The organism is Limimaricola sp. G21655-S1 (assembly GCF_027213785.1).
GTDB lineage: Bacteria > Pseudomonadota > Alphaproteobacteria > Rhodobacterales > Rhodobacteraceae > Limimaricola.
Genome location: NZ_JAPWGO010000009.1, coordinates 32286 through 52886, shown reverse-complemented (window position 1 = coordinate 52886; position 20601 = coordinate 32286). Strand labels below are relative to the sequence as shown.

Below are 20601 nucleotides of genomic sequence, written 5' to 3'. Positions count from 1 at the left end.
CCTGACCGCAATCAAGAAGGTGCGGAACCGCACCGCAGCGACCCGCATCCCGGGTCCCAGGGGAGAGCACGGCAGTTTGGGGAGCGTGATCCGTATCGTCCTGCAGCGTCTGGCGCTTGGCCTGTTGACGCTGCTCATCGTCTCGGCGGTGATCTTCGGCGCGGTGAATCTGCTCCCCGGCGATTTCGCGCAGGCCGTGCTGGGCCAGTCCGCGACGCCCGAGGCGGTCGCCGCGATCCGCACCCAGCTCGGTCTCGATCAGCCGTTGCCGGTCCGCTACGCGCAGTGGCTCTGGGACGCGGCGCGCGGTGATCTCGGCGTCAGCTTCGCGCAGGCGAATTTCGCGAGCTTCACGGGCCGGGTCGACCCCTCGGCCACGGTGCTGGCGCAGATCGGGCCGCGTTTCGCCAACACCATGTTCCTCGCGGGCGTGACGGCGGCCATCGCCGTGCCGCTGGCGGTGGGCCTCGGCATCCTCGCGGCGCTGTGGCGCGACACCGCCTTCGACAAGGGCGCCAACATCGCGACGCTGTCCTCGATCTCCAGCCCCGAATTCTTCGTGGCCTACATCCTGATCCTGCTGTTCGCCGTGGTGAACCCGGTGCTGCCGTCGCTGTCGAACATCTTTCCCGGGATGAGCTTCGGCGAGCGGCTGGAAAAGACCCTGCTGCCGGCCCTGACCCTGACGCTGGTGGTCACCGCGCACATGATGCGGATGACCCGCGCCGCGATCCTCAACCTGATGGCGCAGCCCTATATCGAGATGGCCCGGCTCAAGGGGATGCGGCCGCTGCGGGTGATCTGGCGCCACGCGCTGCCGAACGCGCTGGCGCCGATCGTCAACGTGGTGGCGCTCAACCTCGCCTATCTCGTCACCGGCGTCGTCGTGGTCGAGGTGGTCTTCGTCTATCCCGGCATCGGCCAGCTCTTCGTCGACAGCGTGAAGCTGCGCGACATCCCGGTGGTGCAGGCCTGCTGCCTGATCTTTGCCGCCGCCTACATCTTGCTGAACCTCACCGCCGACATCCTGTCGATCATCTCGAACCCGCGTCTGAGGCACCCGAAATGAGTCTCTGGATCTGGCTCCTCGGCGCGCTTGCCGCCATCGCGGCGCTGGCCTGGATCGGTCTCTGGGCGGCGCGCAGGCTCAGCGGCAACGCGCCGCGCTACCGCGACATGTCCTATGGCGTGGCCTTCGGCTACGCGCTGGCGCTCGCCGCCATCGCGGCCGGGATCTGGCTGTGGATGAAGCCGGGAGCGGTGTATTTCCGCTGGGCGGTGATGGGATTTGCGATCTGCGCGGTCGCGGCCTTCCTGTTCCGTCTCGCCGGGCGCCACCTCGGGCCCGAGAGGCTGAAGCGGCAGTTCCGCAAGATGCCGCTGACGGCGGCCTTCGGCATCCTCGTGATCCTGATCTACGCCTTCGTCGCGATCTTCGCGGGCTGGATCGCCCCGCACGGGCAGGAGGCGGTGCTGGGCGCGGCCAACGTGGTGCCGGGCGGCGATCCGGCGATGGGCGGCGACCCGGCCTTTCCGCTGGGCACCGACCGGATCGGCCGCGACATCCTCTCGCGGCTGATCTACGGGGCGCAGAACACCGTGGGCCTCGCCTTCGCGACGACCTTGCTGGCCTTCTTTCTCGGCGGCTCGCTGGGGCTTCTGGCCGCCGTCGTCGGCGGCTGGCTCGACCAGGTGCTGAGCCGGGGCGTCGACGTGCTGATGGCGATCCCCTCGCTGATCTTCGCGCTCTTGCTGCTCACCATCGCCTCGGTCTGGGCCGATGGCGCGCGCGGGCTGCTCACCTTCTACATGGTGCTGATCATCGCGGTGATCGACAGCACGCGGGTGTTCCGCCTCGCGCGCTCGGTCGGCATCGGCATCGTGGTGATGGATTACGTCGAGGCCGCGAAGCTCAGGGGCGAGGGAATGGGCCATCTCGTGTTCCGCGAGATCCTGCCCAACGCCATGGCGCCGCTTCTGGCCGAGTTCGGGCTGCGGTTCTGCTTCGTGTTCCTGACCATCGCCTCGCTGTCCTTCCTCGGGGTCGGCATCCAGCCGCCGCTGGCGGATTGGGGCACCATGGTCCGCGACCTCGCGCAGTTCATCAATTTCGCGGCCTTCGCGCCGATGGTGGCGCTGGCGCCGCTGCTGCCGGCGCTGGCCATCGCGATCCTGACGGTGGGGGTGAACTTCGTGGTGGACTGGATGCTGCACCGCGCGTCGGGGCTGAAATCGTGACGCCGCTTCTGGAAATCCGCGACCTGCGGATCGAGGGCCGCTCAGACGAGGAGTGGCACCCGATCATCAACGGCGTTGACCTGACGCTGGGCCGGGGCGAGGTGCTGGGGCTGATCGGCGAATCCGGGGCCGGCAAATCGACGCTGGGCCTCGCCGCGATGGGCTATGTGCGCGACGGGGTGCGGATCTCGGGCGGCTCGGTGATGTTCGACGGCATCGACCTGATGAACGCCTCGACCGAGGAGAAGCGCTCGCTGCTGGGCCGCCGCATCGCCTATGTCGCGCAATCGGCGGCGGCGAGTTTCAACCCCGCCCACAAGCTGATCGACCAGCATGTCGAGGCACCGGTGCGCCACGGCGTGCAGGACCGGGGCGAAAGCATCGAGGACGCGATCGAGCTTTATGCCAAGCTCAGGCTTCCCAACCCCGAGGAGATCGGCTTTCGCTATCCGCACCAGGTCTCGGGCGGGCAGTTGCAGCGCGCGATGACCGCGATGGCGATGTCCTGCCGCCCCGACCTGATCATCTTCGACGAGCCGACCACCGCGCTCGACGTGACCACCCAGATCGAGGTGCTGGCGGCGATCCGCGACATCGTCGACCAGTTCGGCACCTCGGCGATCTACATCACCCACGACCTCGCGGTGGTGGCGCAGATGGCCGACCGCATCAAGGTGCTGCTCCGGGGCGACGAGGTCGAGACCGCGCCGACGCGCGAGATGCTCGATGCACCGCGCGAGGACTACACCAAGTCGCTCTGGGCGGTGCGCGGCTATCACCGCCCCGAAAAGCCGAAGCCCGGCCCGGAGAGCGTGCCGATCTTGGCGGTCGAGGGGGTGACGGCGGCTTACGGCGAACAGGTCGTGTTGAACGAGGTGAGCTTCGACATCCATCCCGGCCGCACCGTGGCGGTGGTGGGCGAGAGCGGCTCGGGCAAGTCGACGACGGCGCGGGTGATCACCGGGCTGCTGCCGCCAAGGAGCGGTGTGGTGCGCTTCGAGGGCGAGGCGCTGCCGCCGAGCTACCGCCAGCGCTCCAAGGACCAGCTGCGGCAGATCCAGATGATCTACCAGATGGCCGATACCGCGCTGAACCCGCGCCAGAGCATCGCGCAGATCGTCGGGCGGCCGGTGCGGTTCTATTCCGGGCTCAAGGGGCGCCGGCTGGCGGCCCGCGTCGACGAGCTGCTCGAGCAGATCGAGCTCGACCCCGCCATCTACCGCGACCGGCTGCCGGGCGAGCTGTCGGGCGGGCAGAAGCAACGCGTCGGCATCGCCCGCGCGCTCGCCGCCGAGCCGCGGCTGATCATCTGCGACGAGGTGACGAGCGCGCTCGACCAGCTGGTGGCCGAGGGCATCCTCAAGCTCCTCGCCCGGCTGCAGGACGAGCTCGGGCTGAGCTACATGTTCATCACCCACGATCTCGCCACGGTGAAGGCGATCGCCGACGAGGTGGTGGTGATGAAGGAGGGCCGGGTGATCGAGCAGGGTCCCAAGACCGAGATGTTCACGCCGCCGCACCACCCCTACACCGACCTGCTGCTGTCCTCGGTGCCCGAGATGGATCCCGACTGGCTCGACCGGCTTCTGGCCGAACGGAGAGTTGAGGCCTTGGGCGAGGCGGCGACTGATAAGATGTAAGCGAATCGGTCCGGTGGGCCGAGAGGGAATCAAGAGGGAGAGACACATGTTGCCACAGATCAGCCGCCGGGGATTGCTCAGGTCCGGGGCCGCCGCGGGCCTTCTGTCGGTCACCGGCCTGCCGCTTCGCGCGCAGTCGCGCGGCGGCACGCTGAGGCTCGGCCTCGCGGGCGCCAATACCTCCGACAGCTGGGACGGGCGCACCCATTCCGACACCTACATGATCGTCACCGCCTATGGCGCGGTGTTCGACTGCCTGACCGAGATCGCCGCCAATGGCGAGCTGGTGGGCGAGCTGGCGACCTCGTGGGAATCGACGCCGGACGCGAAGACCTGGACCTTCGACCTGCGCGAGGGCGTGACCTTCCACAACGGCCAGCCCTTCACCGCCGACGACGTGATCGCCTCGCTCAAGCTGCATCTGGACGAGGATGCGAAATCCGCCGCCCGGCCGATCGTCGCGCCGATCACCGAGATGAAGAAGCTCGGCGATCACCAGGTGCAGTTCACGCTCGAGGCGGGCAATGCCGACTTCCCGTTCCTGATGTCGGACTATCACCTGCTGATGTACCCGCATCAGAACGTCGAGGAGGCGATCGCGCAGGGCATTGGCACCGGTCTCTACAAGGTCGAGAGCTTCGATCCCGGCGTGCGCACGCTGCTGAGCCGCGTCGACGGCCACTACAAGGACGGCAAGGCCGGCTGGTTCGACCAGATCGAGGTGATCGCGATCAATGACGGCTCGGCGCGGATGACGGCGCTGATGACCGGGCAGGTCGACGCGGTGAACAACGTCGAGTTCCAGGTCGAACCGCTGCTGAAGGCCAACCCGCAGCTCGCGCTCAACGAGGTGACCGGCAACCAGCACTACACCTTCCCGATGCTCACCGACCTGTCGCCGATGGACAACGTCACGGTGCGCCGGGCGCTCAAGCACGCGGTGCGGCGCGAGGAGATGGTCGAGAAGATCCTGATGGGCCACGGGGCGGTGGCCAACGACCACCCGATCGGCCCGGCGAACCAGTACTACCACGCCGATCTGGAGCAGAACGACTACGATCCCGAGAAGGCGAAGGCGCTGCTGAAGGAGGCCGGGCTCGACGGCCTGAGCATCGATCTCTCGGTCTCGGAGGCGGCCTTTGCCGGCGCGATCGACGCGGGGCTTCTCTACCAGGCCTCGGCCCGCGACTGCGGCATCGACATCAACGTCGTGCAGGAGCCGGCCGACGGCTACTGGTCCAACGTCTGGATCAAGAAGCCCTGGTGCGCCTCCTACTGGTCGGGCCGGGTCACCGAGGACTGGATGTTCACGCTGGGCTACGAGACCGGCGCGGCGTGGAACGACACGCACTGGGAGAACGAGCGGTTCCAGACGCTGCTGAAGGAAGCGCGCGCCGAGCTCGACAGCGACAAGCGCCGCGACATGTATCACGAGATGCAGGCGCTGTGCTCGAAGGAGGGCGCGACGGCGATCCCGATGTATGCGAACTTCGTCGACGGCTACAACATCAAGCTCGGTCACCCCGAGGTGGTCGGCAACGTGTTCGATCTCGACAGCAACCGCATCTGCGAACGGTGGTGGATGGCCTGAGGCCAGCCGCTCTCCGCGATTTGGCGCGCCGTCCCCCCGGGGCGGCGCGTTTTCGTTTGGTCGGTGCCTCCACGGCGCGGCTCCCGGCCCGGGCCATCGGCATGACCGCATCCGGGCAGGCGAGGCGAGCGGCCCGTTCCTGGCGTCGGCGGCACCGGCGTTGCGCCCGGTCCAAGCCGCCGGCGGGAGGGGCAAAAGCAAAGGACCTGCCGGAATGCCCGGCAGGTCCCGAAGATGGAGGCGCCGTGGCCGCGGGCGTTGGCCTCAGTCGTCGTTGGCCTCTTCCTCGCGCTCGCGGCGCTCCTCTTCCTCGTCAGCCTCGCGGTCGCGCCGCTCCTCTTCGCGCTCGCGGCGCTCCTCTTCTTCTTCCTCTGCGCGCTCGCGGCGCTCCTCGGCCTCGTCTTCCTCGCGGTCGCGGCGCTCCTCTTCTTCCTCTTCCGCGCGCTCGCGGCGCTCTTCCTCTTCTTCCTCTTCGCGCTCGCGACGCTCTTCGGCCTCGTCCTCCTCGCGGTCGCGCCGCTCCTCGGCCTCGTCTTCCTCGATCTCGCGAAGCTCTTCGGCCTCGTCGCTGGCCTCGTACTCTTCGGACACCAGCTGGCCGGCGCTGTCGTATTCGCGCTCGACGCGCGAGCCGTCCGCCATCTCGGTCTCTTCTTCGAAGAGCAGCCCGCCATCCTCGCTGTAGACCCGCTCGGTGTAGCCGCTGGGACCGCTGGCCTCGACCTCGATCCGGTCGCCGCTCGGGCGGATGCGGATCTCGCCGTTGAAGCCTTGCTCCACGAGCTCGGCAACCAGGGCTTCGACGACTTCCTGGCTCGGGGCGGCCATCGCGGCCGGCGCCGCGAGGGTGATGCAAGCTGCCGACAGGCCGGCGAGGATGCTCTTGCGGATGATCATGTCTTATCTCCTCTTTGGGGCGCCCTTCGATCCCGGCGCCCGAACCTTGCCCGGATACGTGGCAGACCGACTGCTGAAAAACACGGCACGGCCTGACAGGGCCGATCCGGCGGGAACGCGCTCACCCGCGCGCGGGCCCGCCGCGGAGTCCTGCCGCCAGCGCCACTTCAGGTTGCGACCGCCTTTGCCTACATGGTGCGTGACGCGATCGTTGCCGGTTTCCCGGCCGATTCGAGGGACGAATCCGGTCCCCTGCCGGTTCTCCAGCCGCTCCCGACCGCTCAGGAACCGACGCTTCGCCGCGGCGTTGGCTGCCTGACACATGACCTATCGTCACGAACGAGGACCACGATGCCCGAGAATTTCGCCGGAGAACTGACGCAGGACGTCCGCACCCAGATGGTCGATCTGCTCAATAAGAACCTTGCCAACATGCTTGCGCTGACGCTGGCGGTGAAGCAGGCGCATTGGAACCTCAAGGGCCCGGGCTTCATCGGCGTGCACGAGCTGCTCGACGAAGCCGCCGACCGGCTGCGCGAGGGCGCCGACCTGATGGCCGAGCGCGCCGTGATCCTCGGCGGCTTTGCCCGCGGCACCCTCGAGGTCGCGGCCGAGAAGGCGCAGTTGGACGCCTATCCGGTCGAGATCTCCGACATCAAGCAGCATGTCGAGGAGCTGAAGTCGCGCTACGTGTTCGTCGGCGGCGAAATCCGCAAGGCGATGGAGGAAGCGGGCGATGCCGGTGACGAGGACACCGCCGACCTGTTCACCGAGGTCAGCCGCACCATCGACAAGGATGCGTGGTTCATCGGCGCCAACGGCTGATCACGCACCCCTGCGCCGCATGAACGGCCCGCTCTCCGACCGGAGGGCGGGCCGTTCTCGTTCGACATGCCGGGCAAGGGGGCGGCAATCGGGCCACAGCATGGAGGGCATAGGGGATTTGGCGATGGACAGCGCGGCGGCCTGCCACTTCTAGTCGGTGCTGCTTGCCGCTTCACTCGCCTATGGCGCGTGGCGGCCATGCTTTCAGACCTGCCCGAAAGGACCCTCATGCCCCTGCGTCTCTCCAAGATCGCGATGCTGCTCGGCCTCGCCTTCTTCGCCTTCCTCGTCACGCTCAACAACATTCTCGATTACGGCTCGAACTTCGCCTTCGTGCAGCACGTGCTGTCGATGGACACCACCTTCGAAGGCAACGCGCTGATGGGCCGTGCGATCACCACCGAATGGATGTGGCACGCGGGCTACTGGCTGATCATCGCGGGCGAGGGGCTTACCGCGCTGCTGCTCGGCTTCGGCGCGGTCCGGCTCGCGATGGCGCTGCGGGCACCGGTGGCCGTCTTCCACGGGGCCAAGGACTGGGCCGTTCTAGGCGCGACCACCGGTTTCCTGGTCTGGTTCGTCGGCTTCATGGCGATCGGGGCCGAGTGGTTCCTGATGTGGCAATCCGATATCTGGAATGGCCAGCAACCGGCGTTCCGCTTCTATATCACCATCCTGGCGGTGATCATCTTCGTCATGCAGCCCGAACCGGCCGAGCATTGACGGCGGCCGCGCCCGGGCGGAAGCTGTCCGCATGACCGATCTCGAACTCTATGGACACCCGGATTCGGGCCATGCCTGCAAGGTGGCGCTGGCGCTGTCCCTGGCCGGGCTCGACTGGCGCCCGGCCCGGGTCGACATCTGGGCGCCGCCGGACAGCCGCCCGGCGGCATTCCTCGCCGCGAGCCCGGCGGCCGAGGTGCCGGTGCTGATGATCGACGGCGTGGCCCATGCCCAGTCCGGCGCGATCCTGATCGAGATCGCCAGCCGATTCCGCACGCTGGGCGGCGAGAGCGCGGCCGGGCTTCGGCGCGGTCGCGAGGTGGTCCTGTGGGAGGCCAACCGCATCGGCATGTGCCTGCCGCAACTCAAGGAGGCGCGGCGGCTGGGCGGGGCGCGCTTCGACCCGGCGGTGATCGACTGGCTCGAGGGGCGTTTCGCGGTCGACCGCGCGCGGTTCGACCGGATGCTGAACGGCGCCGATTTCCTGCATGGCGCGGCGCCGGGGATCGGCGACTGCGCGGTCTGGGGCTACGTGCAGTGGCTCACCGAGGCCGGCGTCTCGCCGAGCCCGGCGATGGCCGGCTGGATCGAGCGGATGCGCGCGCTGCCGGCGGCCCGCGCGCCCGAGGCCTTCTTTCCGGAGGCCTGATCCGGCGGACCCGACACGCCACCCTTGCAGACTCGGATCCGTCCCTCTATATCCCCCTCAGAACAGCGGCGCGCCGGCCTCCACAACCGGCGCCCACCGGGAAAGATCGACGGGCCGCTGGCCCGTTTTTTTGTGCTTGGAGGACCCCATGTCCGACCTCATCGCCAAGGCCGCGATCGACCGCCGCGTCCAGGAGATCATCGAGCCCGTCATCAGTGACATGGGCTTCGAGCTGGTGCGCGTGCGGCTGATGTCGGGCAAGTCCACGACGTTGCAGATCATGGCGCAGAAGCCCGACGGCACGATCGAGGTCGATGATTGCGGCCAGATTTCCACCGCCGTCTCGGCGGTGCTCGATGTCGAGGACCCGATCCTCGACGCCTATACGCTCGAGGTCTCCTCGCCCGGCATCGACCGGCCGCTGACCCGGCTCAAGGATTTCGAGCAGTGGAAGGGTTACGAGGCCAAGATCGAGACCGAGGAGCTGATCGACGGCCGCCGCCGCTTCAAGGGCGAGCTGGCGGGCACCGAGGGCGACGAGGTGCTGATCGAGATCGAGGAAGGCACGATCGGGCTGAAATTCGAATGGCTGTCGGATGCCAAGCTGGTGCTGACCGACGAGCTCATTCGCGAGGTGCTGCGCAACCGCAAGGATGCGGGGCAGATCGACGAGACCCAATTCGACGATGTTGAAACCATCATTGATGGTGATGAGGAGAACGACTGATGGCCATCACGTCCGCAAACCAGCTGGAATTGCTGCAGACCGCCGAGGCGGTGGCGCGCGAGAAGATGATCGACCCCGCGCTCGTGGTCGAGGCGATGGAAGAGAGCCTCGCCCGGGCCGCCAAGTCGCGCTACGGCGCCGAGATGGACATCCGGGTCAACATCGACCGCAAGACCGGCCGCGCCCGCTTCACCCGCGTGCGCACCGTCGTCGCCGATGACGAGCTGGAGAACTACCAGGCCGAGATGACCGTCGAGCAGGCGAAGCAGTATCTCGACGACCCCAAGGTCGGCGACGTCTATGCCGAGGAGGTGCCGCCGGTCGAGCTGGGCCGCATCGCGGCGCAATCGGCCAAGCAGGTGATCCTGCAGAAGGTCCGCGAGGCCGAGCGCGACCGGCAATACGAGGAGTTCAAGGACCGCGCCGGCACGATCATCAACGCCACCGTCAAGCGCGAGGAATACGGCAACATCGTCGTCGAGCTGCCCGGCGCCGGCGAGGCGGTGCTGCGCCGCAACGAGAAGATCGGCCGCGAGGCCTATCGCCCCGGCGACCGGATCCGTTGCTACGTTAAGGACGTGCGCCGCGAGGTCCGCGGCCCGCAGATCTTCCTGTCGCGCACCGCGCCTGAGTTCATGGCCGAGCTGTTCAAGATGGAGGTGCCCGAGATCTACGAGGGCATCATCGAGATCAAGGCCGTGGCCCGCGACCCCGGCTCGCGCGCGAAGATCGCCGTGATCTCCTATGACAACTCGATCGATCCGGTCGGCGCCTGCGTCGGCATGCGCGGCAGCCGCGTCCAGGCCGTGGTCGGCGAGCTGCAGGGCGAGAAGATCGACATCATCCCGTGGAACGAGGACATGCCGACCTTCCTCGTCAACGCGCTGCAGCCGGCCGAGGTCTCCAAGGTCGTGTTCGACGAAGAGGCCGAGCGGATCGAGGTGGTGGTGCCCGAGGAGCAGCTGTCGCTCGCCATCGGCCGTCGCGGCCAGAACGTGCGTCTGGCGTCGCAGCTCACCGGGCTCGACATCGACATCATGACCGAGGAGCAGGAATCGAAGCGCCGCCAGGCCGAGTTCGAGACCCGCACCAAGCTGTTCATGGACACGCTCGATCTCGACGAGTTCTTCGCGCAACTTCTCGTCTCCGAGGGGTTCACAAATCTCGACGAGGTCGCATATGTCGATCAGGACGAGCTTCTGGTGATCGACGGTGTCGACAGCGACACCGCCGCCGAGCTTCAGGCGCGTGCCCGCGACTATATCGACGCCCAGAACAAGGCCGCGCTGGAGCGGGCCCGCGAGCTGGGGGTCGAGGACAGCCTGATCGGCTTCCCGGGACTGAGCCCGCAGATGGTCGAGGCGCTTGCCAAGGACGGCGTCAAGACGCTCGAGGATTTCGCGACCTGCGCGGATTGGGAACTGGCCGGCGGCTGGACCACCCAGAACGGCGAGCGCGTGAAGGATGACGGCGTGCTGGAGCCCTTCGACGTGAGCCTCGAAGAGGCGCAGGAGCTGGTGATGACCGCGCGCGTGGCGCTGGGCTGGGTCGATCCCGACGAGCTCGCCGCCGAAGAGGCCGCCGCGGCGGCCGAGAACGACGAGGAAGAGGTCTGAGACACGCATGGGTCGCGGTGGAATGAAGGCGGAGCGGGCCGACGGGCCGGAACGGAAATGCATCGTCACCGGTGACGTGCAGCCGAAATCCGGCCTGATCCGCTTCGTGATCGGCCCCGACGGCCAGGTGGTGCCCGACATCCTCGGCAAGCTGCCGGGACGGGGCATTTACGTGACGGCCGAGAAGGCCGTGATAGAAACGGCGAAGCGCGGGCAATTCGCCCGCGCCGCCAAGGCGCCGGTGACGGTGCCGGACGGGCTGGCGGCCGAGGTGGAGCGTCAGCAGGCGCGCCGGGTGGTCGATCTGATCGCTCTGGCCCGCAAGGCGGGGCTGGCGATCGCCGGCTTCGAAAAGGTGAAGGCGGCGCTTGCTGGCGATCACGTCCGCGTGCTGCTTCAGGCCTCCGACGGGTCGGTGCGCGGCAAGTCCAAGCTCTGGACCCCCACGGGGGCAAGATATTACGGCTGCCTGACCTCGGAAGAATTGGGTTTGGCTTTCGGCCGGCAAAGTGTGATACACGGCGCGCTCGCCGCTGGCGGACTCAGCGACCGTGTTGTAGAGGAGGCCGCGAAACTGCGCGGTCTACGAGAGAGCAACGGCGGCGATACGGCCTCCGGGAAGGATATGTAAATCTGATGAGCGATACCGACGGCAAGAAACCTCTTGGTCTGCGCGGATCCCGTCCGGGGAACGTCAAGCAGAGCTTCAGTCATGGCCGGACCAAGAACGTCGTGGTCGAGACCAAACGCAAGCGCGTCGTGGTGCCCAAGCCGGGCGGCGCGGCGCAGGGCACGGCTGCGACCGGCGCGGTGCGGGGCGACCCGTCCAAGCGCCCGGCCGGAATCAGCGAGGCCGAACTCGAGCGCCGGATGCGCGCCTTGGCGCTGGCCCGGGCCCGTGAGGCCGAGGAGGCCGAGAAGCGTGCCGCCGAGGAGGCCGCCCGCGCCGAGGAGCGCGAGCGCCGCCGCGCCGAGATCGAGGCCAAGGAACGCGAGGACCGCGAGCGCGAGGAAGCGCTGAAGGCCAAGGCCGAGGAAGAGGAGCGCAAGAAGCGCGAGGCCGAAGAGGCCGCGCGCCGCGCCGCCCAGCCGACGCCGCAGCAGCCCGCCGCCGCGACCCCCGGCGAGATGCCGGCCGGCGGCCCGCGTCCCGGCTCGGCCCCCCGCAAGGCCGGCGATCGCGACCGCGACGCCCGCGCCGACAAGAAGGCCAAGCCCGCGACCAAGGGTGGCGCCGACAACCGCCGCTCGGGCAAGCTGACGCTGAACCAGGCGCTGTCCGGCGAAGGCGGCCGTCAGCGCTCCATGGCGCAGATGAAGCGCAAGCAGGAGCGCGCGCGCCAGAAGGCGATGGGCGGTCATGTCGAGCGCGAAAAGGTCGTGCGCGACGTGCAGCTGCCCGAGGTCATCACCGTGGGCGAGCTTGCCAACCGCATGGCCGAGCGCGTGGCCGACGTGGTCAAGTCGCTGATGCAGAACGGCATCATGGCGACCCAGAACCAGTCGATCGATGCCGACACCGCCGAGCTGATCATCGAGGATTTCGGCCACCGCGTCGTCCGCGTCTCGGATGCCGACGTCGAGCAGGTGATCGAGCAGGTCAAGGACAAGCCCGAGGACCTGCAGGATCGCGCGCCGATCATCACGGTCATGGGTCACGTCGATCACGGCAAGACCTCGCTGCTAGACGCGATCCGCAAGACCAAGGTCGTCTCGGGCGAGGCCGGTGGCATCACCCAGCATATCGGCGCCTATCAGGTGGATACCGAGAGCGGTACGCGCCTGACCTTCCTCGACACGCCCGGCCACGCGGCCTTCACCTCGATGCGCGCCCGTGGCGCGCAGGTGACGGATATCGTGGTGCTGGTGGTCGCGGCCGATGACGCGGTGATGCCGCAGACCATCGAGGCGCTGAACCACGCCAAGGCCGCCAAGGTGCCGATGATCGTGGCGATCAACAAGATCGACAAGTACGACGCCAACCCCGACAAGGTCCGCACCGACCTGCTCCAGCACGAGGTCATCGTCGAGAAGATGTCCGGCGACGTGCAGGACGTCGAGGTCTCGGCGATCACCGGTAAGGGTCTGGACCAGCTGCTCGAGGCGATCGCGCTGCAGTCCGAGATCCTCGAGCTCAAGGCCAACCCGAACCGTCCGGCGATGGGTGCCGTGATCGAGGCACAACTCGACGTGGGCCGCGGCCCGGTCGCGACCGTCCTCGTGCAGAACGGCACGCTCAAGCGCGGCGACATCTTCGTCGTGGGCGAGCAGTGGGGCAAGGTCCGCGCGCTCGTGGACGACAAGGGCGAGCGCGTCGAGGAGGCCGGTCCCTCGGTCCCCGTCGAGGTGCTGGGTCTCAACGGCACGCCCGAGGCGGGCGACGTGCTGAACGTCGTCGAGACCGAGGCGCAGGCCCGCGAGATCGCGGAATACCGCGCCAACGCCGCCAAGGAGAAGCGCGCCGCCGCCGGCGCCGCGACGACCCTCGAGCAGCTCATGGCCAAGGCCAAGGAAGACAAGAACGTCTCCGAGCTGCCGATCGTGGTGAAGTCCGACGTGCAGGGTTCGGCCGAGGCCATCGTCCAGGCGATGGAGAAGATCGGCAATGACGAGGTCCGGGTCCGGGTGCTGCATTCGGGCGTCGGCGCGATCACCGAGAGCGATATCGGTCTCGCCGAGGCCTCGGGCGCGCCGGTCTTCGGCTTCAACGTCCGGGCCAACGCGCCCGCGCGTCAGGCCGCGAACCAGAAGGGCGTCGAGATCCGCTATTACAGCGTGATCTACGACCTCGTAGACGACGTGAAGCAGGCGGCCTCGGGCCTTCTGTCGAACGAGATCCGCGAGAAGTTCATCGGCTATGCCAGCATCAAGGAGGTCTTCAAGGTCTCCAATGTCGGCAAGGTCGCGGGCTGCCTCGTCACCGAGGGCGTGGCCCGTCGCTCGGCCGGCGTGCGCCTGCTGCGCGACGACGTGGTGATCCACGAGGGCACGCTGAAGACGCTCAAGCGCTTCAAGGACGAGGTCTCCGAGGTGCAGTCGGGTCAGGAATGCGGCATGGCCTTCGAGAACTACGAGGACATCCGCCCCGGCGACGTCATCGAGATCTTCGAGCGGGAATCGGTCGAGCGGTCGCTCTGACCATCCCGCGCGATGGAGAATTGGAAAGGGGCGGTCTTCGGGCCGCCCCTTTTCCGTCAAGCGACGTGTCCGCCGCTTGACGCCGCATGGGCGGGCCGCGATCCATGGGCCATGAAGCGGGTGATGATCATCGGGCAGCCCGGATCGGGCAAGTCGTGGCTGGCACGGCGGATGGGTGCGATCACGCACCTGCCGGTGGTCCATATCGACCATATCCACTGGGCCCCCGGCTGGATCGAACGGTCGCGCGCCGAGAAGGACCGGCTCTGCGCGGAGGTCCATGCGCGGCCCGAATGGATCTTCGAGGGCGGGCATTCTTCGACCTGGGGCGAAAGGCTGGCCCGGACCGACACGGTGATCTGGCTGGATCTGCCGTTACGGCGCAGGCTGCCACGGCTGCTGTGGAGAACGCTGCGCCACCATGGCTGGACCCGGCCGGACATGCCGCAGGGCTGTCCGGAGCGGTTCGACCGCGAATTCTACCGATGGGTCTGGCGCACCCGGCATTCGATGCGCTCGCGGCTGAACTGGTTCTATGGCCAGATCCCCGAGGGCAAGGACCGTCACCGCCTGCGCAGTCGGCGCGAGGTCACGGCCTACCTGTACGGCCTGTCGGAGGCGGTAAAGCGGGGTAATCTCGGATTGCCGCATCGCTGAAGGCAAAAGAAAAGGGACGGCCCGGAGCCGTCCCCTTCGCGTGCGGAACACTCGTAAAACGCGGGCAACGCGAAAGGGATCAGGCAGCCTTCGCGACGTTTGCGGGGCGGCCCTCGTAGAAACGCTCGCCCACGCGAATGCGCATGCGGCCGTTCTCGAGCTTCTTGACGAGGAGACCCTGCACCGAGATGCAGCTTCCGATCAGGATGGTTTGCAGCATAATGGACTCCAGAGTTGGTTCACGCCCCGCACATTAAGCGCGGGTGTGTGAAGAATACACCAATCTGACGTCTTTTTGATAGGATATGGAACCAATTGGCCGGTTTCGACGCAGGGTTACGAGAGCTGTCTCAGAGCCAGTCGCGCAAAACGGGAATGAGCGGCAGGTCCGCCGGTGGCATCGGGTATTCCCGCAGCCGGTTCGGCCGCACCCATTCGAGCGCCTGATTCTCGCGCCCATGCGCCGTGCCCTGCCAGCGGCGGCAGGCATAGAGCGGCATCAGCAGGTGAAAGCTCTCATAGGCATGGCTGGCGAAGGTGAGCGGTGCGAGGCAGCTCTCCTGCGTGTCGATGCCAAGCTCCTCGTGCAACTCGCGGATCAGCGCCGCCTCGGGCGTCTCGCCCGGCTCGACCTTGCCCCCGGGAAACTCCCACAGACCCGCCATCGACTTGCCCTCCGGGCGCTGCGCGAGCAGCACCCGGCCATCGGCGTCGATCAGGGCGACGGCGGCGACGAGAACGATCTTCACGACCGATAGTCGGCGTTGATGTCGATGTAGCGATGCGTGAGATCGCAGGTCCAGGCCACGGCCTTGCCCGTGCCGAGACCGAGATCGACGCTGATCACGATCTCCTGCCCCTTCATGTAGGCGGCGGCCTTTTCCTCGCTGTAGGAGGGGCTGACCCAGCCCTTCTCGGCCACGAGGATCTCGCCGAAGCGGATCGAGAGCCGGTCGCGATCGGCCTCGGCGCCGGACTTGCCCACCGCCATGACGACGCGGCCCCAGTTCGGGTCCTCGCCGGCGATGGCGGTCTTCACCAGAGGCGAATTGGCGGTGGCCATGGCGACGCGGCGGGCATCGGCGTCGGAAGCGGCGCCGCTGACCCGGATCTCGACGAACTTGGTCGCACCCTCGCCGTCGCGCACCACCTGATGCGCGAGGTCGAGCATCACCCGCTCCAGCCCGGCCGCGAAATCGGCGTTGCCGGTCGCATCGACGCCCGAGGCCCCGGTCGCGGCCATCAAGAGCGTGTCCGAGGTCGAGGTGTCGCTGTCGACGGTGATGCAGTTGAAGGTCCGGTCGGTGATCTCGCGCAGAAGCGCCTGCAGCGCGGGCTGGTCGTGCTTGGCGTCGGTGAAGATGTAGACCAGCATCGTCGCCATGTCGGGCGCGATCATGCCCGACCCCTTGGCGATGCCGGCGATCTTCACGCTCTTTCCGTCGATCTCGACCGTCTCGGTCGCGCCCTTGGGAAAGGTGTCGGTGGTCATGATGGCGCGCGCCGCGCCCTCGATGCCCGACGGCTCCAGCGCGGCTTTCAGCTCGCCCAGCTTCGCCACGATCCGCTCATGCGGAAGCGGCTCGCCGATCACCCCGGTCGATGAGGTGAAGACGCGCGCCGCGTCGATGCCGGTGGCCTGTGCCACGGCGGCGCAGATTTCGGCCACCGAGCGTTCGCCCGCCTGGCCGGTGAAGGCGTTGGAATTGCCGGAATTGACGAGGAAGGCGGCGCGGGAGGTCTGCGCGCCGATCTTCGCCTCGCAGTCGCGGACCGGGGCCGAGCGGGTTGAGGAGCGCGTGAACACCCCCGCCACCGCCGACCCTTCGGCCAGCTCCGCGAGCATCACGTCGGTCCGGTTCGCGTATCGCACCCCGGCCGCGACCGAGGCGAAACGCACGCCCGCGATCTCGGGCAGGGCGGGAAAGGCGGCGGGCGCCAGAGGCGAGACCGGACCGGCCATGATCAGTTGCCTTCTTCGAGCAGGTCGAGATCGGTGAGCAGCGCCGGATCGAACGCGCCCTCCTCGGGGCGGGTGATCTCGGCCTCGCCCTCGAGCTCGGTCAGGCGCTCCTCGATCTTGCCCTGCTGGATCTGGCTGGCGAGATCCTCGCGCACCTCGTCGAGCGAGGGCGGCTCCTGCGTGCGGGTGTCGTCGAGCCGGATCACGTGAAAGCCGAACTGGGTCTCGACCGGGGTTTCGGTCATCTCGCCCTTTTCCAGCTCCGCCACCGCGGCCTGGAACGGCTCGACCATCATGCCCTCGGCGAACCAGCCGAGGCTGCCGCCCTGCGCGCCCGAGCCCGGATCGGTCGAGACCTCCTTGGCCACCTCGGCGAAATCCTCGCCCGCCGCGAGCCGCTCGAGCACCGCCTGCGCCTCTTCCTCGGTCTCCACGAGGATGTGGCTGGCGTTGTATTCCTGCACCGGTTCGGCATCGGCGAAGGCCTCGTCATAGGCCTCCTGCAGCGCCTCGTCGGAGACCTCTTCCTGCATCATCGCGTTGATCGCCTCGCCCGCGAGCAGCGAGCGGCGCTGGTTCTGCAGGGCCAGCTCGACCCGGGCCGGGGTGCCTTCGAGCGTGTCGGCCAGCACCTGCTGCTGGATCAGCTGGTCGAGAATGCCCTGAAACAGGGTCTCGGGCGGCAACTGCTGGTATTGCTGCGGCAGCTGGCTGCGGGTGATGATCATTTCGCCCAGCGTGATCTCGGTGCCGTTCACCGTGGCGACGACGTCCGAAGCCTGTTGCGCGGAGGCCATCGTGGCGAAGCCGGCCATCAGGGCGGCGGCGGGCAGCGTGCGGATCATGTGGTTTCCTTCCCTAGCCGCGCGGGGACGCGTCCCGGGCGCGACGTTGACACTCGGTCCCCCGCCCCTTACATCGCCGGATGGGCTGGCAAAGGGCGGCACTTGCGCCCTATCTATGCCCCACATGCGGGGGCGACAAGCGACCTCCTTGCAGATCACAGGACGACGGCAGGAGACAATCGCCAATGCTGGGTATCGGATCGCTGGCCAAGAAGGTCTTCGGCACGCCGAACGACCGCAAGATCAAGTCCACGCGACCGCTGATCGAGAAGATCAACGCGCTCGAACCCGAGTTCCAGGCGCTGGATGACGCGGGCCTCAAGGCCAAGACCGTCGAGTTCAAGGAGCGGATCGAGAAGGGCGAGAGCCTCGATCACCTGCTGCCGGAGGCCTTCGCCAACTGCCGCGAGGCGGCGCGCCGCGCGCTTGGCCTGCGCGCCTTCGACACGCAGTTGATGGGCGGCATCTTCCTGCATCAGGGCAACATCGCCGAGATGAAGACCGGTGAGGGCAAGACCCTGGTCGCGACCTTCCCGGCCTATCTCAACGCGCTGTCGGGCAAGGGCGTGCACGTCGTCACCGTGAACGACTACCTCGCCAAGCGCGACGCGGAGTGGATGGGCAAGGTCTATGGCGCGCTGGGGCTCAGCACCGGCGTGGTCTATCCGCAGCAGCCCGAGGCCGAGAAGAAGGGGGCCTATGCCGCCGACGTCACCTATGCCACCAACAACGAGCTGGGCTTCGACTATCTCCGCGACAACATGAAGTCCGAGCTGTCCCAGATGAACCAGCGCGGCCACAACTTCGCGATCGTCGACGAGACGGACTCGATCCTGATCGACGAGGCGCGCACGCCGCTGATCATCTCGGGTCCGAGCCAGGACCGTTCCGAGCTCTACCGGAGCATCGACCGGGTGATCCCGGACCTCACCGACGAGCATTACACGCTCGACGAAAAGACCCGCTCGGTCACCTATACCGACGAGGGCAACGAGTTTCTCGAGACGCGGCTGCAGGCGCTCGGCATCCTGCCCGAGGGGCAGACGCTCTACGACCCCGAGAGCACGACGATCGTGCACCACGTCAACCAGGGGCTCAGGGCGCACAAGCTCTTCACCCGTGACAAGGACTACATCATCCGCGACGGCCAGGCCGTGCTGATCGACGAGTTCACCGGCCGGATGATGCATGGCCGCCGGCTTTCGGACGGGCTGCATCAGGCGATCGAGGCCAAGGAAAACCTCGACATCCAGCCCGAGAACGTGACGCTGGCCAGCGTCACCTTCCAGAACTACTTCCGGCTCTACGACAAGCTCGCGGGCATGACCGGCACCGCACTGACCGAGGCCGACGAGTTCTACGAGATCTACCGGCTCGGCGTGGTCGAGGTGCCGACCAACCGCCCGATCCAGCGGATCGACGAGCACGATCAGGTCTACCGCACCGCCCGCGAGAAGTTCGACGGCGTGGTCAAGGCGATCAAGGAGGCGCATGAGAAGCGCCAGCCGATCCTCGTCGGCACCACCTCGATCGAGAAATCCGAGTTCCTGAGCCAGCTGCTCGAAAAGGAGGGCATCAAGCACAACGTGCTCAACGCCCGCCAGCACGAGCAGGAGGCGCAGATCATCGCCGATGCCGGCAAGCTCGGTGCGGTGACGATCGCCACCAACATGGCCGGCCGCGGCACCGACATCCAACTTGGCGGCAATGTCGAGCTGAAGGTGCTCGAGGCGCTGGCCGCCGATCCGGAGGCGCATCCCGACGAGATCCGCGCCCGGATCGAGGCCGAGCATGCCGACGAGAAGAAGGCGGTGCTGGAAGCCGGCGGCCTGTTCGTTCTGGCCACCGAGCGCCACGAGAGCCGCCGCATCGACAACCAGCTGCGCGGCCGCTCGGGCCGGCAGGGCGATCCGGGCCGGTCCTCCTTCTTCCTGTCGCTCGAAGACGACCTGATGCGGATCTTCGGCTCGGAGCGGCTCGAGAAGGTGCTGTCGGGCCTGGGCATGAAGGAAGGCGAGGCGATCGTGCACCCTTGGGTGAACAAGTCGCTGGAACGCGCGCAGGCCAAGGTCGAGGGCCGCAACTTCGACATCCGCAAGCAGCTCCTCAAATACGACGACGTGATGAACGAGCAGCGCAAGGTGATCTTCTCCCAGCGCCGCGAGATCATGGAGGCCAAGGACCTGTCGGAGATCGTCGCCGACATGCGCCATCAGGTGATCGAGGACCTCGTCGCCGCCCATATCCCGCCCAAGGCCTATGCCGACCAGTGGGACACCGAGGGGCTCTACGCCCAGGCGATCCAGGTGCTCGGCATCGACGTGCCGGTGATGAAATGGGCCGAGGAGGAAGGCGTCGACGACGCGGAGATCCGCGAGCGGCTCGAAGAGGCCTCGGACAAGCTGATGGCCGAGAAGGCCGAGACCTTCGGCCCCGAGACCATGAAGAGCATCGAGAAGCAGGTGCTGCTGCAGACCATCGACGGCAAGTGGCGTGAACATCTGCTGATGCTCGAGCATCTGCGCTCGGTAGTCGGTTTCCGCGGCTATGCGCAGCGCGATCCGCTCAACGAGTACAAGACCGAGAGCTTCCAGCTGTTCGAGGGGCTGCTCGACGGGCTCAGGACCGAGGTGACCGAGAAGCTGGCGCAGATCCGGCCGATCTCCAAGGAAGAGCAGCAGGCGATGTTGCAGCGCGCGATGCAGGCGCGGGCGCAGGCCTCCGGTGGCAACGGCGCCGCGGCTGCCGGTGCCTCGGCCGCGACCGGTGCGGCCGCCGGTGCGACCGGTGCCGCCAGTGCGGCCGGTGCGGCGGCTCAGCCCGCCCCCGCGCCGCGCCGCGAGGCGCCCGAGCTGGCCACCGCCGGGGCGGCACCTGCCGCCGACGCGGCTGCCGGAGCGGTGCCGGGCTTCGATGAGAACGATCCCGCGACCTGGGGCGCGCCCTCGCGCAACGAGCCTTGCCCCTGCGGCTCGGGCGAGAAGTTCAAGCACTGCCACGGCAAGCTCTGATCCTCCTATCTCCCCTCCGGGCCGCGGGTTTTGCCGCAATTGTGCCCGGATGACTCCCCCAAGGTGCCGGGTTGCGGACGC

18 protein-coding genes are annotated in these 20601 nt (G+C 67.7%); 13 read left to right on the top strand and 5 right to left on the bottom strand.

Annotated elements, in window-relative coordinates:
- Positions 1-76: 76 nt before the first annotated feature.
- From O4G76_RS10580 to O4G76_RS10565, 4 genes are read left to right on the top strand one after another with little or no spacing between them, the layout of a single operon-like run.
- Positions 77-1069: an ABC transporter permease gene (locus O4G76_RS10580; protein WP_269397300.1), complete on the top strand. Its 993-nt coding sequence runs from the start codon at positions 77-79 to the stop codon at positions 1067-1069.
- On the top strand, positions 1066-2238 hold the full coding sequence (locus O4G76_RS10575; RefSeq protein WP_269397299.1) for an ABC transporter permease: 1173 nt from the start codon (positions 1066-1068) through the stop codon (positions 2236-2238). The genes O4G76_RS10580 and O4G76_RS10575 overlap by 4 nt, the downstream gene beginning before the upstream one ends.
- Complete coding sequence (locus tag O4G76_RS10570; RefSeq protein ID WP_269397298.1) at positions 2235-3878, top strand: ABC transporter ATP-binding protein; 1644 nt, start codon at positions 2235-2237, stop codon at positions 3876-3878. The genes O4G76_RS10575 and O4G76_RS10570 overlap by 4 nt, the downstream gene beginning before the upstream one ends.
- A 46-nt stretch (positions 3879-3924) precedes the next feature.
- The gene (locus O4G76_RS10565; RefSeq protein WP_269397297.1) at positions 3925-5469 is read left to right on the top strand and encodes an ABC transporter substrate-binding protein; all 1545 of its coding nucleotides are present in this window, start codon (positions 3925-3927) and stop codon (positions 5467-5469) included.
- A 264-nt stretch (positions 5470-5733) separates the two neighbouring features.
- Here O4G76_RS10565 and O4G76_RS10560 read toward each other — a convergent pair whose 3' ends face one another.
- Positions 5734-6366 carry a hypothetical protein gene (locus O4G76_RS10560; protein WP_269397296.1) on the bottom strand — a complete coding sequence of 211 codons (633 nt, stop codon included), beginning with the start codon at positions 6364-6366 and terminating at the stop codon, positions 5734-5736.
- Between the two features lie 351 nt (positions 6367-6717).
- On the opposite strand from O4G76_RS10560, the gene dps reads away from it, so the two are divergent.
- The 8 genes from dps to O4G76_RS10520 all read left to right on the top strand — a co-directional run bounded on the left by dps (position 6718) and on the right by O4G76_RS10520 (position 14701).
- Positions 6718-7191, top strand: a complete 474-nt coding sequence (gene dps / locus O4G76_RS10555; protein WP_269397295.1) for a DNA starvation/stationary phase protection protein Dps — start codon at positions 6718-6720, stop codon at positions 7189-7191.
- A 228-nt stretch (positions 7192-7419) separates the two neighbouring features.
- Complete coding sequence (locus O4G76_RS10550; protein ID WP_269397294.1) at positions 7420-7914, top strand: DUF2165 family protein; 495 nt, start codon at positions 7420-7422, stop codon at positions 7912-7914.
- 31 nt (positions 7915-7945) lie between these two features.
- On the top strand, positions 7946-8563 hold the full coding sequence (locus O4G76_RS10545) for a glutathione S-transferase family protein (RefSeq protein WP_269397293.1): 618 nt from the start codon (positions 7946-7948) through the stop codon (positions 8561-8563).
- A 148-nt stretch (positions 8564-8711) separates the two neighbouring features.
- The gene (gene rimP / locus O4G76_RS10540) at positions 8712-9290 is read left to right on the top strand and encodes a ribosome maturation factor RimP (protein WP_269397292.1); all 579 of its coding nucleotides are present in this window, start codon (positions 8712-8714) and stop codon (positions 9288-9290) included.
- A complete protein-coding gene (nusA, locus tag O4G76_RS10535; protein WP_085895258.1) occupies positions 9290-10906 on the top strand; it encodes a transcription termination factor NusA in 1617 nt (538 codons plus the stop codon). Before rimP ends, nusA begins: the two co-directional genes overlap by 1 nt.
- Positions 10907-10913: 7 nt before the next feature.
- Positions 10914-11537, top strand: a complete 624-nt coding sequence (locus O4G76_RS10530; RefSeq protein WP_085895259.1) for an RNA-binding protein — start codon at positions 10914-10916, stop codon at positions 11535-11537.
- A gap of 5 nt (positions 11538-11542) precedes the next feature.
- Positions 11543-14044 (top strand): translation initiation factor IF-2, encoded by a 2502-nt coding sequence (gene infB / locus O4G76_RS10525; protein ID WP_269397291.1) that lies wholly within the window; start codon positions 11543-11545, stop codon positions 14042-14044.
- Positions 14045-14155: 111 nt separating this feature from the next.
- On the top strand, positions 14156-14701 hold the full coding sequence (locus O4G76_RS10520) for an AAA family ATPase (protein ID WP_269397290.1): 546 nt from the start codon (positions 14156-14158) through the stop codon (positions 14699-14701).
- Between the two features lie 79 nt (positions 14702-14780).
- Here the strand turns inward: O4G76_RS10520 and O4G76_RS10515 are convergent, their stop codons facing one another.
- The 4 genes from O4G76_RS10515 to O4G76_RS10500 all read right to left on the bottom strand — a co-directional run bounded on the left by O4G76_RS10515 (position 14781) and on the right by O4G76_RS10500 (position 17509).
- On the bottom strand, positions 14781-14921 hold the full coding sequence (locus tag O4G76_RS10515; protein WP_269397289.1) for a hypothetical protein: 141 nt from the start codon (positions 14919-14921) through the stop codon (positions 14781-14783).
- A gap of 130 nt (positions 14922-15051) precedes the next feature.
- Complete coding sequence (gene mutT / locus O4G76_RS10510; RefSeq protein ID WP_269397288.1) at positions 15052-15450, bottom strand: 8-oxo-dGTP diphosphatase MutT; 399 nt, start codon at positions 15448-15450, stop codon at positions 15052-15054.
- Complete coding sequence (argJ, locus tag O4G76_RS10505) at positions 15447-16664, bottom strand: bifunctional glutamate N-acetyltransferase/amino-acid acetyltransferase ArgJ (RefSeq protein ID WP_269397287.1); 1218 nt, start codon at positions 16662-16664, stop codon at positions 15447-15449. Before argJ ends, mutT begins: the two co-directional genes overlap by 4 nt.
- Positions 16665-16666: 2 nt before the next feature.
- Positions 16667-17509 (bottom strand): peptidylprolyl isomerase, encoded by an 843-nt coding sequence (locus O4G76_RS10500; protein WP_269397286.1) that lies wholly within the window; start codon positions 17507-17509, stop codon positions 16667-16669.
- A 185-nt stretch (positions 17510-17694) separates the two neighbouring features.
- On the opposite strand from O4G76_RS10500, the gene secA reads away from it, so the two are divergent.
- Positions 17695-20520 carry a preprotein translocase subunit SecA gene (secA, locus tag O4G76_RS10495; protein WP_269397285.1) on the top strand — a complete coding sequence of 942 codons (2826 nt, stop codon included), beginning with the start codon at positions 17695-17697 and terminating at the stop codon, positions 20518-20520.
- Positions 20521-20601 lie beyond the last annotated feature (81 nt).